At 71.4% G+C, this 14078-nt stretch carries 13 protein-coding genes; 8 read left to right on the forward strand and 5 right to left on the reverse strand.

From position 1 onward, the window contains the following. The first annotated feature begins 214 nt into the window (after nucleotides 1-214). Nucleotides 215-592 carry a metal-sensitive transcriptional regulator gene (locus tag AC0VYN_RS34210; protein ID WP_475534093.1) on the forward strand — a complete coding sequence of 126 codons (378 nt, stop codon included), beginning with the start codon at nucleotides 215-217 and terminating at the stop codon, nucleotides 590-592. A gap of 13 nt (nucleotides 593-605) precedes the next feature. On the opposite strand, the gene AC0VYN_RS34215 is transcribed toward AC0VYN_RS34210, so the two are convergent. After that, a complete protein-coding gene (locus AC0VYN_RS34215; protein ID WP_385458069.1) occupies nucleotides 606-785 on the reverse strand; it encodes a hypothetical protein in 180 nt (59 codons plus the stop codon). Between the two features lie 68 nt (nucleotides 786-853). Then, a complete protein-coding gene (locus AC0VYN_RS34220) occupies nucleotides 854-1753 on the reverse strand; it encodes an SCO4651 family lipoprotein (RefSeq protein WP_475534094.1) in 900 nt (299 codons plus the stop codon). A gap of 493 nt (nucleotides 1754-2246) precedes the next feature. Here AC0VYN_RS34220 and AC0VYN_RS34225 point away from each other — a divergent pair, with 493 nt between their 5' ends. Next, nucleotides 2247-3836 (forward strand): FAD-binding oxidoreductase, encoded by a 1590-nt coding sequence (locus AC0VYN_RS34225; RefSeq protein WP_475534095.1) that lies wholly within the window; start codon nucleotides 2247-2249, stop codon nucleotides 3834-3836. A gap of 2 nt (nucleotides 3837-3838) precedes the next feature. On the opposite strand, the gene AC0VYN_RS34230 is transcribed toward AC0VYN_RS34225, so the two are convergent. Together AC0VYN_RS34230 and AC0VYN_RS34235 are read right to left on the reverse strand one after the other, a co-directional pair. After that, on the reverse strand, nucleotides 3839-4543 hold the full coding sequence (locus AC0VYN_RS34230) for a phosphatase PAP2 family protein (protein WP_475534096.1): 705 nt from the start codon (nucleotides 4541-4543) through the stop codon (nucleotides 3839-3841). Nucleotides 4544-4767: 224 nt separating this feature from the next. After that, nucleotides 4768-5787 (reverse strand): C40 family peptidase, encoded by a 1020-nt coding sequence (locus AC0VYN_RS34235; RefSeq protein WP_475534097.1) that lies wholly within the window; start codon nucleotides 5785-5787, stop codon nucleotides 4768-4770. A 383-nt stretch (nucleotides 5788-6170) separates the two neighbouring features. Here AC0VYN_RS34235 and AC0VYN_RS34240 point away from each other — a divergent pair, with 383 nt between their 5' ends. From AC0VYN_RS34240 to AC0VYN_RS34265, 6 genes are all read left to right on the forward strand, one after another. After that, nucleotides 6171-6479, forward strand: coding sequence for a hypothetical protein (locus tag AC0VYN_RS34240; RefSeq protein WP_019526682.1), 309 nt, complete (start codon nucleotides 6171-6173; stop codon nucleotides 6477-6479). 205 nt (nucleotides 6480-6684) lie between these two features. Further along, a complete protein-coding gene (locus AC0VYN_RS34245) occupies nucleotides 6685-7521 on the forward strand; it encodes a DUF8175 domain-containg protein (protein ID WP_475534098.1) in 837 nt (278 codons plus the stop codon). Continuing rightward, complete coding sequence (locus AC0VYN_RS34250) at nucleotides 7511-8860, forward strand: hypothetical protein (RefSeq protein ID WP_475534099.1); 1350 nt, start codon at nucleotides 7511-7513, stop codon at nucleotides 8858-8860. Before AC0VYN_RS34245 ends, AC0VYN_RS34250 begins: the two co-directional genes overlap by 11 nt. 14 nt (nucleotides 8861-8874) lie before the next feature. After that, nucleotides 8875-10416, forward strand: a complete 1542-nt coding sequence (locus AC0VYN_RS34255; protein WP_475537042.1) for an SCO6880 family protein — start codon at nucleotides 8875-8877, stop codon at nucleotides 10414-10416. 12 nt (nucleotides 10417-10428) lie between these two features. After that, nucleotides 10429-11841, forward strand: coding sequence for an ATP-binding protein (locus AC0VYN_RS34260; RefSeq protein WP_385458056.1), 1413 nt, complete (start codon nucleotides 10429-10431; stop codon nucleotides 11839-11841). A gap of 18 nt (nucleotides 11842-11859) precedes the next feature. Beyond that, on the forward strand, nucleotides 11860-13419 hold the full coding sequence (locus AC0VYN_RS34265; protein ID WP_475534100.1) for a TraM recognition domain-containing protein: 1560 nt from the start codon (nucleotides 11860-11862) through the stop codon (nucleotides 13417-13419). A gap of 49 nt (nucleotides 13420-13468) precedes the next feature. Here AC0VYN_RS34265 and AC0VYN_RS34270 read toward each other — a convergent pair whose 3' ends face one another. Continuing rightward, nucleotides 13469-14029, reverse strand: coding sequence for a GNAT family N-acetyltransferase (locus AC0VYN_RS34270; RefSeq protein WP_475534101.1), 561 nt, complete (start codon nucleotides 14027-14029; stop codon nucleotides 13469-13471). Nucleotides 14030-14078: the final 49 nt, after the last annotated feature.

The raw sequence follows: 14078 nt of genomic DNA on the forward strand, positions 1-14078 counted from the left end.
GGTGCATCGGTTTCGGTCAGGCTGATGCTAGGCGCATCATCCGGCCACGGCTAACGGGCCGTCCCCCAGTGTCGCGCATGAGGCAGGCTGATGAGCAGGGGGGCGACCCGGGGCCGTGCCCGACGCTGCGCCCAGGACTCCCCTACCCCGGAAAATTCGGTATCATATACCCAGTAGGGGTATACGTCGGCACACTGCCCAACAGGAGGACGCGATGACGACCACCGAGGCCGGCGCGGACGCGCCCTCCGCCGCCGTGGACACGGTGGAGACGGACGGCACGGACGTCGTCACGGACCACGACCGCGGCGTGCACGGCTACCACAAGCAGAAGAGCGAGCACCTCAAGCGGCTGCGCCGCATCGAGGGCCAGATCCGCGGCCTGCAGCGCATGGTCGACGAGGACGTCTACTGCATCGACATACTGACCCAGGTCTCGGCCTCGACGAAGGGCCTGCAGTCCTTCGCCCTGCAGCTCCTCGAGGAGCACCTGCGCCACTGCGTCGCCGACGCGGCCGTCAAGGGCGGTGCGGAGATCGACGCGAAGGTCGAGGAGGCGACGAAGGCGATCGCCCGCCTGCTGCGCACCTGAGTCCGGGGCCGGCCTACTGGCCGGCGCCGGCGCCGCGCTCCTCGGCGACCCTGAGCACCTCGTCGATGCTCTCCAGGCTGAGCCGTCCCCGGGCTGCCGAGGCCGCGATGATCAGCTCTCCGCAGAGTTCTATCTCGGCGAGCGCCACGTGGTCCTGAACTGCCGTACCGCCGACCGGAGCCACGCGCGTCACCTCGTCTCTGCCGTCACCGGCTTCCTAGAGTAGGGAGCGGCCTACGTACCGCGCATGGCACGGAAGGGCTAGTTCTTGCCGTCCGTGCCTTCCTCCGCGCCGTCGCCCGGCGTCCCACCGGCCTCCTCGGCGATCCTCCCGGCGTAGATGTCGTCCTCCTCGGGCAGTCGTACGCGCACGGCGGTGCCGAAGTCGTAGAGCAGTGTCGTGGAGGCGACGGCCACGGTGCCCGCGCCCTGCCCGTTCGCGAAGCTGAACCGGTGACGGACCTTGCGGACGCGGCCCGCGTCGTCGAGATAGGCGTCGAACGGCACCTCGGCGGTGGCGAACCCCTCGGCCGCCGCGGCCAGCGCCGCCCTGTTCCCCTCCGAGGCGTCCCGCGCCGCCCGGGCGAGGTCGGCGGTCCCCCGGTAGTGCCGCACCGCGGTCCCGGCCACCTCGGTGCGACCCACGTACGTCGCGGTCCGCGTGCCCCGCAGCACCTCGGCGGCGGCGAACGGGTCCGTCGCCCCGCCGGTCACCAGGTTCCCGTCGGAGAGTGTGGCGGTCGCCACCCGCACCCACTTGTCGTCGGGCACGCCGGCACCCCGGTTCTTCATGAACAGGGCGCCGGGCGTCAGCAGCTCGGTGATCGGCCGGTGCCCGCTCGTGCCCGCGGGGTCCTGCGGCAGCTTCACCTTCAGCCTGCCGAGCCGCTCGCGGAAGTCGTACACCCCCTCGCCGCGGATGGTCACCCGGGTCCCGCCGCTGGCCATCTCCATGGCCGTGCGGGCCTTCGAACTGCCGGCGGCCACCAGACGGTCCGCGGCCCCGTGCAGCACGCGGACCGGATCACCGGGCCGGGCGTCCTGCACGGCGGCCCCCTGCCCGGAGCACCCGGCCGCGGCCAGTCCCGCGCCGACCACGGCCCCGGCGACGCGGGTCGCCCCCGCCCTCCTGCCCCGTCGCGCCCTCTCCCGCCCGCCCATCGCCACCTGCCCCAGCCGGCACGGCCCGTCCCGGGCCCCCTGTCGTCCCGGTTAACGACGGGCGGGCGACCCCGGTAACGTGGTCCCGTGGCTCAGCCGGACGCTAGTGAAGCTCCCCAGGACATCCCGGAACACCGCACCAGCACGGTCGAACAGGGCGCCTTCTGCACGGCCCGCTGCACCTGCGGCTGGCGAGGCCCGGCCCGCAGAGCCAGAAGCCAGGCCCGCACAGACGCCCAAACCCACCCGACCCCACCCTGACAACCCCCGCGCCCCGTCAGCCGCGGGCAAGCGTGCCGTCGACCGCGGGCATCGTGCCGCCAAGGGCGGCACGGGTGGGCGCGGCGGCACCCCGCCAACGCCGGGCCGCGCACCCGACCCCGCGCACACCCTCCGCCCGCCACCCGGTCGGCCCCGCCCGTGGAACCCGCATCCCCGCCGCCTCGTCTCCCCCCAAGACCCCCCACGGGCCCCACGGGACGCGGAGACGCAGATGAACCGGCGCACCTTCCTCGGCGGCACCACCACCGCCGCCCTCGCCCTCACCACCGCCACGACCGCCTGCTCGGGCACCCCCCTCGACGCACCCCCGGGCGGAGACAAGAACCCAGCCCCCACCCACACCCCCCGCCTCACCCGCACGGCCACCTCCACCAGGCCGGCATCGACCCCCACCCCCGCCACGTGGACCGCGCTGGCCGCATCCCTGGACGGCCTCCTCGTCCGCCCCGGCGACCAGCCCTGGCAGACGGCCCGTCAGCTCTACAACACCCGCTTCGACACCCTCCGCCCCACCGCCGTCGCCTACATCTCCCACCCCGGCGACATCCGCACCGCCCTCTCCTGGGCCCGCGCCCACCACGTCCCCGTCGCGATCCGCAACGGCGGGCACTCCTACGCCGGTTGGTCCTCCGGCGACGGCCGCCTGATCATCGACGTCTCGCGGCTCGACCGCGTCCGCACCAGCGGCAACCAGGCCACCGTCGGCGCCGGCGCCAAGCTGATCGACGTCTACCGGGCCCTGACCGCCAAGGGCGTGACCGTCCCGGCCGGCTCCTGCCCCACCGTCGGCATCTCCGGCCTCACCCTGGGCGGCGGTCACGGCGTCGTCTCCCGCGCCTACGGCCTCACCTGCGACAGCCTCATTCAGGCCACCCTGATCACGGCGGACGGCAAGCAACTCACCGCCGACGCCACCGCCAACAAGGACCTGTTCTGGGCCCTGCGCGGCGCCGGCAACGGCAACTTCGGCGTCGTCACGGAGCTCCGCTTCCGCACCCACCCCGCGCCCCAGGCCGTGTCGGCGTACCTGACCTGGCCCTGGGCGAAGGCCGCCGCGGTCGTCCGCGCCTGGCAGGAATGGGGCCCGGGCCAGCCCGACGAGATCTGGTCGTCGCTCCACCTGGAGGCCGGGCCCCGCGGCACCCCGACCGTGTCGGTCTCCGCCTTCTCCCTCGGCACCTACGGCGAGCTGCAGAACGCGGTCGACCGCCTCGCCGCCCGTATCGGCGCCTCGGCGAGCAACGTCTTCCTGAAACGCCGTTCGTACGAGGCGTCGATGGAGATGTACGCCGGCTGCTCGTCCTTCGCGACGGACGCCCGCTGCCATCTCCCCGGCGCCACTCCCGGCCGGTCGCCGCAGGGCGCGCTGCACCGCGAGACGTACGCGGCCCGCTCCGACTTCTACGACCGTTCCCTGCCGCCCGCCGGCATCCGGGCCCTGCTGTCCCAGGTCCGCCCGGTGAGCGGCGGCACCACCAGCATCGCGTTCACGGCGCTCGGCGGGGCGGTGAACCGGGTCGCACCGACGGCCACGGCGTTCGTGCACCGCCGGTCCCGGATGCTGGCCCAGTACCTCGCCTCCTGGCGGCAGGGCACGAACGGCACGGCGGCCCAGTCCTGGCCGGCGTCCGCGCACGGTGCCATGCGCCCGTACGCCTCGGGCGCCGCGTACCAGAACTACGCGGACCCGGCCCTCAAGGACTGGCGGCGGGCCTACTACGGAGACGCGGCCCCGCGCCTGGCGAAACTCAAGCGCCAGTACGACCCGGACCGCGTCTTCACCTACCCCCAGGCTCTGTAGTCCTAGGCGGCGAGGTCCCGCTCCTCCGCCCCGGCGTTCTCCTGCCGGGCACCCGGGATCACGGAGCGCCCCGCTTCGCCTCGCCCCCGCGCACTGACCAGCCATCCCGCCCGCGGCGACCGCTCCACGGCCTTGACGAGCGGCGTCAGCAGGGCCATGGCGACCGGCGACAGCAGCAGCGCGACGGCCGTGCCGAGGGCGAAGCCGCCGATGACGTCCGTCGGGTAGTGCACGCCCATGTAGACCCGGGCGAAGCCGCCGAACAGGGCCAGCACGATCGCGCCGATCCCGAACTTCCGGTTGGCGACGAACAGCGCGACGGCCAGCGCCATCACGAGCGTGGCGTGGTCGCTGACGAAGGAGAAGTCGTCCTTGCCGGAGACGAGCACCTCGAGCCCGTCGTGGTCCTTGAAGGGCCGGGGCCGCTCCACGAAGCCCCGTATCGGCACGTTGACGAGTACGGCGATGCCGGCCGCCAGCGGCGCCCACACCAGCGCGGCCACGGACGATGCCGCGTCCGCGCCGCCCCGCCGCCGCACACCCCACCAGCACCACAGCACCAGCAGCACGATCGCGAACAGCAGTCCGTACTCACCGACGAACTCCATGACCCGGTCGAACCAGTGCGGCGCGTCCTTGGCCAGTCCGTTGATGTCGTAGAGCAGCTCGACGTCGGGGTTCGACCCGGATTCGGCGAGTCCAGCCATGGTGCTGCGGCCCCTTCGTCATGTCCTCCGGCGCACCTTGCGCACGCCTCTCCTGCCACCCCCGTGGTCGTAGATCCGCCCGCTCTCCTCGTGCGCCGCACACCTACACGACAACAGGAACGCACGGTCCCCGTTGATACGTTCCACGCTCCACCGAATGATCACGCAGACGTTATCGAAGAGAGATACGTCATCGCAGCTCAGGGGATGGGTTCACGCTCGGTTCACACCGTCGTGGGCAACGCTTTCGCGCCATCTTCGGTCACCCGGGTCGCGCCGAAGTAGTCGGGCGTGTCGACCGGGTCGAACCGGATCACGGCCCCCGACCGAGGCGCGTCGATCATGTAGCCGCCGCCGACGTAGATCCCCACGTGCCGGATGGCCCGGGAATTGGTCAGGTCGTCGGAGAAGAAGACCAGGTCCCCCGGCAGCAGCTCGTCCCGCGCGGGATGCGCCCCCGCGTTGTACTGGTCGTTGGCGACCCGGGGCAGCTTGATCCCGACACTCTCGTACGCGGCCTTGGTCAGCCCCGAGCAGTCGAACCGCCCGCCCTGGTCGGCGGTCCCGTTCCCACCCCACAGATAGGGCGTCCCCAGCTTCTTCTGCGCGTACGCGATGGCCCCGGCGGCCTGCTCGGAGGGATCGACCCGCGTGGTGGGCGCGGTGAAGCTCTTCTCCAGCGTCGTGATCACCCTGACGTAGTTCTGGGTCTCCTTGTACGGCGGCACACCCTGGTACTTGATGACCGCGTAGGCGCCCGCGTTGTAGGACGCCAGCATGTTTTCGGTCGCGTTCCCGGGAACGTCCTTCACGTAGGACGCGAGGGAGCAGTCGTACGACGCCGCGGACGGGATCGCGTCCGCGGGGTCCCACACGTCCCGGTCACCGTCCCCGTCCCCGTCGATGCCGTGCGTGGCCCACGTCCCGGGGATGAACTGCGCTATGCCCTGCGCGGCCGCCGCGCTCCGGGCCTGCGGGTTGAACCCACTCTCCTGGTAGAGCTGTGCGGCCAGCAGCGCGGGGTTGATGGCGGGGCACAGATTGCCCCACTTCTGCACGAGCCCTTGATACGCCGCCGGCACGGACCCCTTGGCCAGGTTCTTGACCCCGCCGCCCACGCCGCCCGCGAGGTTCCCGGCGACGATGTAGACCCCGACGACCAGCAGCAGCACGAAACTGACGCCCAGCCCGACTGCGGCGCCGCCGATGAACCACACTTTGCGCACGGCCCAACCCTTCCCCATCCGACCGGTCCCCAGGCCACGTCATCCGAGTGTGACGCTATTTCACCTGGCCCGCAGGACACCCGACTCGACGCGGGCGCGCCCCCACCGGAGCGGCGGAGCCGCAGGAGTGGCCGGTGACGGACCGCACGGCACCATGCGGACCCACCTCGTTGCCCACCGTGACCCAGCGTGATACACAGAGTGACGATACGAATCTTTGCATACCGGTCCGCGCCACCCTACGAGGGTCCGGCGCGGTCCGGTGGCAAGCTATTCCTACGAAACCCGCCAATCAATGACGCCAAGTCGACATACGACGGCGCCGTTGTCGGCGACAATGAGGCCTGACCTCTGCACGAAGGCAGAGGGCGCGGAACTACCCAACAGGGGCGGTGACTTACATGCTCTTTGCGGCCGACGAGGGAGACATCAACACCATCATCGGGGGGATCGCTCCGGACTGGGGCCCCTTCGGCAGCCTGGGCAACGAGGCGAAGGTGATGATCGAGGTGGTGATGGCCGTCGCCATCCTGCTCTGCCTGGGCATCGCCATCTGGGGCGCCGCCAAGCAGCGCATCGGTGCCACGGCCCTCCGGGACACCTTCAGCGCCGAACAGGGCAAGGGCCTCATCATCGCGGGCCTGACGGGCGTGTTCATCATCGGCTCGCTCGGCACGCTCTTCACCATCGTGTACGGCATGGCCGTGTAGGCGGGCGCGCGGTCCACCGGCCCCGCCGGGCGCGCCCGGCTCCCCCTCCATCCCACCCGCCCGTCGTGCCCACCGCCTGAGGTTGCGTCTCCCTGATGTCCAGTCACCACACCGCGCCCGAACGGGAGCCAGCACCGCTACCGTCATACTTCTACGGCATGGGGTACGAGGTGTTCCCGCACGACGTCGAGGGGGCGTACGCGGCATGAGTCTCGGAGACGACCACCAGTCCTCCGGCGGTTACGGCGGCACGGGCCAGACGCGGACGCGGCTGCCCGACAACGGCGGCGACGCCTACGGAGGCGCCCGCCGCGGTGGACGCACGTCCTCGCGGAGCCTGGTCACCGTGGTCGGGGTGGTCATCCTGCTGATCGCCGCGATCGCCTTCGCGAACCGTGGAGGAGACGATTCCGCGGGCTCCGACGAGGCGACGACCGGCGACAAGCCGAAGACCTCGGCGACGGCGCCCTCCGGCCGGCAGCCGACGACCACGAAGACGGCCGGCATCCCCTCGGGCTTCCCCCACGACCAACAGGGAGCCCAAAGCGCGGCCGCGAACTACGCGGTAGCACTGGGCTCCGACGGGATGTTCAACACGGCCCGCCGTCACGAGATCGTGCAAGCCATCTCCGATCCCGGGTCCGTCAATCAACTCCAGACTGGTTTCGACGCTGACTACTCGGCGAGCTTCCTGAAGAAGATCGGCCTCGGTGAGGACGGTAGAGCACCTTCGGGCAGCACGTTCGTCAATCGCACGCTACCTGCCGGCACCAAGGTCACCGCCATCAGCGACAGTGCAGCCACAGTCGAGGTGTGGTGCAACGGCCTTTTCGGGCTGGCGGGTGAGAAGACGACCAACCCGGTGACGAGCAGTTGGTTCACCGTCGTCATGAAACTGAAGTGGAGCGGCAACGACTGGAAAGTTCTCAAGACCAGTCAGAAAACCGGCCCGACCCCCGTTCCTGGAGACAGTCCAGTGTCCGGGGCCGATGAGATGAGCAAGGCGGTCCAGGAATTCGGAGGCTTCAGCTATGCCCGGTAGCCGATACCGCACGCTCAAGCTCACCGGCTTGGTGCTCGCCACACAGACAGCTGCTGTTCTGGGGGCGACGCACGCCTTCGCCGATCCCACTCCGACACCGACGAAGTCCGAGGATCCCTGCTCGCTCATCGCCGGCCCCGCCAAGAAGTACTGCGAGCGCGGGGAATCCGGTGGCGGCTCCACCGGAGGTACCGGTGGGGACGCCCCCAGCCTCACCTCCACCCTCGACCCCCTCTCCTCCCTCGCCAAGGGCTGCGCCGACGCCGCGTCCTGGACGATCGACAAGCTCAGTGCCGCCGTACAGGACACCGCGAAGGTCGACTTCACGAACCCGAAGTTCCTCCAGCAGTACGCCGTCGTCTTCGCCGCGTCGACGATCCTCACGCTGCTCCTCTGGCTCCTCGCGGTGGCGAAGCGGGCCGTGCGCGGCGCCCCCCTCACCACCGCGCTCTCCGAGGCCATCGGGTTCCTCTGGCTCACCGTCCTGGCGTCGGCCTTCACGCCGCTCATCCTCTACACGGTCGTCTCCGCCACCGACGGCGTCACCGAAGTCCTCGCCAAGGCCACCGGCGACCAGACGGACACCTTCTTCGGCACCTTCTCCGGCGCCCTGAAGAAGGGCGAGGACATCGGCGGCGGCCCGATCATGCTGATCGTCGTCTCCCTGGTCTCCATCCTCGCCGCCGGCATCCTGTGGCTGGAGCTCGTCATCCGCGCCGCCCTGCTCTACGTCGGCGCCCTGCTCGGCACCGTCGTCTACGCCGGGCTGGTCGACAAGAACCTGTGGGGCCACGTCCGCCGCTGGGCCGGGATCATGATCGCCGTGATCCTGGTCAAGCCCGTCATCGTCATCGTGCTGGGACTCGCCGGGGCCCTGTCCGCCGACGACGGCCCCGACGCCTTCTCGGCCGTCGTCTCCGGCCTCGCGATCATCCTGCTGGCCATCTTCGCCTCCGCGATGATCTACCGCTTCGTGCCCGGCTTCGGCGACGAGCTCGCCGGCTCCCGCAACAACCGCATCATGCAGGGCGCCGAGGGCAAGGCCGCCGCCGTCATCAGCTCGCCGGCCAACCTCGTCGCCCAGGGCATCAGAACCCACAGCACCCGGAACAACGGCAGCGGCGGAGGCGGGAGCCAGTCCAGCTCCTCCTCCGGGTCCCGCCCCTCCAACCCCGCGTCCGGCGGGGTCGCCGCGCACAGCTCGCGCCCCTCGAACGGCGGCGGAAGTGTCCCCTCCGCCGCACCCGCACCGCGCTCCGGCAGCCCGGTGAACACGCCCCATGCCAGTAACACCCGCAACAGCGGCACCAGCAACAGCTCAGGAGGTGACGGGCGTTGACGACCGAGTCCCACATGTCCCATCCGGTCACGCCCCGCCGTACGTATCTGATCGGCCGCGCCCGGCCGAACGCGATCGTCGGCCGCAACCGCGAGACCGGCGAGATCGCGCTGATCATCGCGGGCGCGTTCCTCGGCATGATGTGCGGTCTCCTCGTCCCCGTCCTGACCCTGCGCATCGTGCTGCTCATGGGCTTCCCGACGATCGCGCTGGCGGCGGTCTACGTGCCGTACAAGCACCGCACGTTCTACAAGTGGTTCGAGATCAACCGCAGCTTCAAGCGGACCCTGCGCAACGGCACCACCTACCGTTCCGGTGCCGTCGAGGCCGGCACCCGGCTCGACGGCCGGGAGATCGAGGTCGGCCCGCCGCCCGGCATCGGCCGCATCGCCTGGCTGGCCGCGCCCTTCGGGCCGGACGAGATCGCCGTGCTGCTGCACGCCGACCGCAAGACCGTCACGGCCGCGATCGAGATCGAGGGCCCCGGCGTCGGCCTGCGCGACTCCGAGGACCAGGAGGCCCTCGTCGACCGCTTCGGCACGCTGCTGAAGCACGTGGCCAACGGCGACGGCTTCGTCACCCGCATCCAGATGCTCGCCCGCACCCTCCCGGCCGACCCGGACGCGCACGCCAAGGACGTCGCCCAGCGCGGCGACGACAAGGCGCTGCCGTGGCTGCAGCAGTCGTACGACCAGCTCCAGTCCATGGTGTCCACCAGCAGCGAGCAGCACCGCGCCTACCTCATCGCCTGCATGCACTACACGCGTGAACTGGCCGCCGAGGCCCACACCATGGCCCGGGCGGCCCGCGCGCAGAACGGGCGCAAGGTGGACCGGGACGCGGGTCTCGCGGTGGTGATGGCGCGCGAGCTGACCGACATCTGCTCGCGCCTCCAGGAGGCCGACATCCGCGTGCGCCAGCCGCTCGGCCAGGGCCGGCTCGCCTCCCTCATCCACTCCATGTACGACCCGGACCACCCGATCGACCACATCCAGGCGATGACCAAGCGCAACGCCTGGCCGGCCGAGCTGGACGCCATGGAGCCCACCTACCTCCAGGCCAAGACGCGCGAGTCCTCCACCCGCGCCCCCTGGTGCCACGCCACGGCGTGGGTCAAGGAGTGGCCGATGACCCCGGTGGGCGTGAACTTCCTCGCCCCGCTGCTCGTGCACACCCCGGACGTCATCCGGACGGTCGCCGTGACGATGGACCTCGAACCCACCGAGGTGGCCATCGAACGCATGCTGACCGAGAAGACGAACGACGAGGCCGAGGCCTCCCGCGCCGCCAAGATGAACCGGACCGTCGACCCGCGCGACATCGCCGCCCACAGCCGCCTCGACCAGCGCGGCGAGGACCTCGCCAGCGGCGCGGCCGGCGTCAACCTGGTCGGCTACATCACCGTCTCCTCCCGTTCCCCCGAGGCGCTCGCCCGCGACAAGCGGACGATAAGGGCCTCCGCCGGAAAGTCGTACCTGAAACTGGAATGGTGCGACCGTGAGCACCACCGCGCCTTCGTGAACACACTTCCGTTCGCCACCGGCATCCGAAGGTAGGGGCTGAGCCTGATGCGGGACCCGCTGTCCGTCCTCACCGACGCCTTCACGTCCTTCCTGTTCGGGAAGGTCGAGACGACCCGCCTCCCGGTCCGCACCTCCACGGGCCAGGCACAGGCCGTCTACCTGCCCACCGCCGCACCCGGCCTCGGCGACTCCGGCGTGATCATCGGCCGCGAGGTCTACTCCGGCAAGGGCTACATCTACGACCCCTTCCAGCTCTACGGCCAGCAGCTCCCCGCTCCGCACTGGCTCGTCCTCGGCGAGTCCGGCAACGGCAAGTCGGCGCTGGAGAAGACCTACGTGCTGCGCCAGCTCCGCTTCCGCGACCGCCAGGTCGTCGTCCTGGACGCCCAGGGCGAGGACGGCGTGGGCGAGTGGAACCTGATCGCCGAGGAGCTGGGGATAACTCCCATCCGGCTGGACCCGATGGCCGCCCTGGACCACGGCATCCGGCTCAACCCCCTGGACCCGGCGATCACCACGACGGGGCAGCTCGCCCTGCTCCGCACGATCATCGAGGTCGCCATGGGGCACGGCCTCGACGAGCGCTCCGGCTTCGCGCTCAAGGTCGCGCACGCCTACGTCAACGAGACCATCGTCGAGCGCCAGCCCGTCCTTACCGACATCGTCGAGCAGCTCCGCCACCCCGAGCCGGAGTCGGCCGAGGCGATGAACGTCGACATAGACGACGTACGGGCCTGGGGCCTGGACGTGGCGCTGGTACTGGACCGGCTCGTCGACGGCGACCTGCGCGGCATGTTCGACGGCCCGACGACCGTCGGCATCGACCTCGACGCGCCGCTCATCGTCTTCGACCTGTCGCACATCGACCGCAACTCCATCGCCATGCCGATCCTCATGGCCATCGTCGGCGTGTGGCTGGAGCACACCTGGATCCGCCCCGACCGGAAGAAGCGCATCTTCCTGGTCGAGGAGGCCTGGCACATCATCAACAGCCCCTTCGTGGCGCAGCTGTTCCAGCGGCTGCTGAAGTTCGGGCGCCGGCTGGGTCTGTCGTTCGTGGCGGTGGTGCACCACCTGTCGGACGTCGTGGACGGCGCGGCGGCCCGGGAGGCCGCGGCCATTCTCAAGATGGCGTCGACACGGACGATCTACGCCCAGAAGGCCGACGAGGCCCGGGCGACCGGCCGGGTGCTCGGCCTGCCCAGGTGGGCGGTGGAGATCATCCCCTCGCTCACCCCCGGCATCGCGGTGTGGGACGTCAACGGCAATGTCCAGGTGGTCAAACACCTGATCACCGAGACCGAACGCCCCCTGGTCTTCACGGACCGGGCGATGACCGAGTCCTCGGCCGACCTCGCGGACGACGCCCTGCGCGCCGCCGAGCTGGAGGCGGAGGAGCGCGCGGCGGCCTTCATGGAGCAGCACATCGGCGACTCGTCCGAATCGACGGTGGCGTAGGCGCGGCGGGAGGGACCCATGAGACCGGACGACCGCCGCGACCAGCGGCCCGGGCAGCAGGGGGGCGTTCCCGACGGCCTGCTGGTCGGCATACTCGCCTTCCTCCTCGGCATGACCCTGCTGGTGTGGTCGGCGACGGGCCTCGCCGGCCTGTTCGCCCACGGTTCCTGGCCCGCCGGCATCACCTTCGCCGGTACGCCCCTGGCCATGCGCCACCTGATCGCCGAGCCCCACGACATCACCGGCGCCTGGCCGGACGCCCCCGCGGAGGGCCTCTCGGGATACGGGCTGTTCTGGGGGCTGTTCATCGGCCAGCTGATGATCCTCGTGGTCCTGGCCGTGTTCGTGATGGGCACGGTGGCCCGCTGGAGGGCCGTTCGGCAGCGGCGACGGGCCGCGCAGTCACCGGCGGGCCAGGTGCCACCGCCGCCCGTTCCCCGGACGCCGTCCGGACCGCCGCAGGCCGCGGGGCCCGCGCCGACCGCCCCGGCCTGGACCCCTGCCCCGTCGGCGCAGGCACCCGCGGAGCCGCCCCGCCACGAGGTGCCGCCTCCGAGGACCGCCCCGGAGCCCGCACCGGCCGACGCTCCGCAGGCCCGGCCGGCGACGGAGCGGACGCCCACGGCCTCACCCCTCGACGGCGGGCACGGCGGACGGGAGAAGATCCTGCTGGGCACGCGGGAGAGCCGCCGATCCACCGCCGCGCAGGCCGTGAGCGACGCGGACGGTCCCGCCCTCGTCGTCACGTCGAACCCCGCCCTGTGGCAGGACACCAAGGACGCGCGCGCCAAACTGGGTCCAGTCCTCCTCTACGACCCCACGCACCTCTGCGACACCCCGGCCCGCCTCCACTGGTCCCCCACCGCGGGCTGTGAGGACAAGCCGACGGCGGTGGCCAGGGCGACCGCGCTCCTCACCCCGGTCCGGCCCACCGCACGGCTCGACCAGGCCGTCAGCGACACCGCCACCACGCTCCTGCGCAGCTACCTGCACGCGGCCGCCGTCGACGGCCGCACCATCCGCCACGTCCACCGCTGGTCCCAGGGCGGCCAGATCCAGGACGCCGTACGCATCCTCCGCACCAACCCCAAGGCCGCCCCCGGCGCCGCGGGCGAACTGGAGGCGGCCCTCACCGCCCATCCCGAACGCCGGGACATGGCTCAGCAGCTGACCACGCGCGCTCTGGCCGCCCTCTCCGTGGTCAACATCCGCGAGGCGTGCACTCCCAACCGAACTGATGCCCTCGCCTTGGATTCCTTCGTCCACGAACAGGGCACGCTCTACGTGGTGGGGGAATCCATCGAGGACCCCCGGACGAGCCCGGGCGCCATGCCGCTGCTGACGGCGCTCGTCTCCAGCGTGGTCGAGCGCGGCCGGCGCATGGCCGAACGGTCATCCTCCGGTCGGCTCGACCCACCACTCCTGCTCGTCCTGGACGACGTCGCCGCCGTGGCCCCGCTGCCCCAGCTCCCCGAGCTGCTGGCCACCGGCGCGGACCGGGGCATGCCGGCCCTGGCCCTGCTCCGCTCCCGGGAACAGGGCCGCGCCCGCTGGCCGCACGACGAACTGCCGGTGTAGCGGCGCCGGAAGCGCCGAGGACCCGGGGCGAGGGCCGCGGGAGCGGTGATCAGCGTTCGACGGCGAACTCCAGCTCCATCTCCTCCGGCCGGCCCGCCAGCGGCACGGTCCGGCCGCTCGGCGCGAAGCCCGCCTTGAGATAGAAGCCCTGGGCCCGTCCGTTGTCCTCGTGCACGATCAGCCGCACCCGCTCGGCCCCGGCGGCCCACGCCCACTCGAGACCGGCGTCGAACAGGGCCTTGGTCAGTCCGCTCCCCCGCCACTCGGGCCGCACGAACACGCCGACGACGTGCCCCTGCCTGCGGTCCACGGGGAGACCGGCCCAGTCCGTCGTCCCGGCCTCCTCCATCAGCACGGTCAGCGTGCCGAGCCACTGCCCGCCCGGCCCCTCCGCGACGATCTGCTGCGCCCCGGACGCCCCCTCGGCGGCACCTGCCGCCCTTTCCTGCCAGTAGGCGTCCGACCGGCCCACGGCGTCGTCGTAGGTCTCAAGGAAGGCCAGGTGCGCGACCGGGTCCCGCAGCGCGCGCAGCCGCAACTCCTTCACGGCGGGCCATTCGTCGGCACGTATGGACCGGATCACGTAGTCACCGGGAACCGAGGCACTCATGCGGGCCACCGTAATACCCCGGTACCACGCCCCTCATCTCATATACGGT

It is taken from the genome of Streptomyces sp. 63XJN7_1_ISO-PGPR-S23-121 (assembly GCF_056173025.1).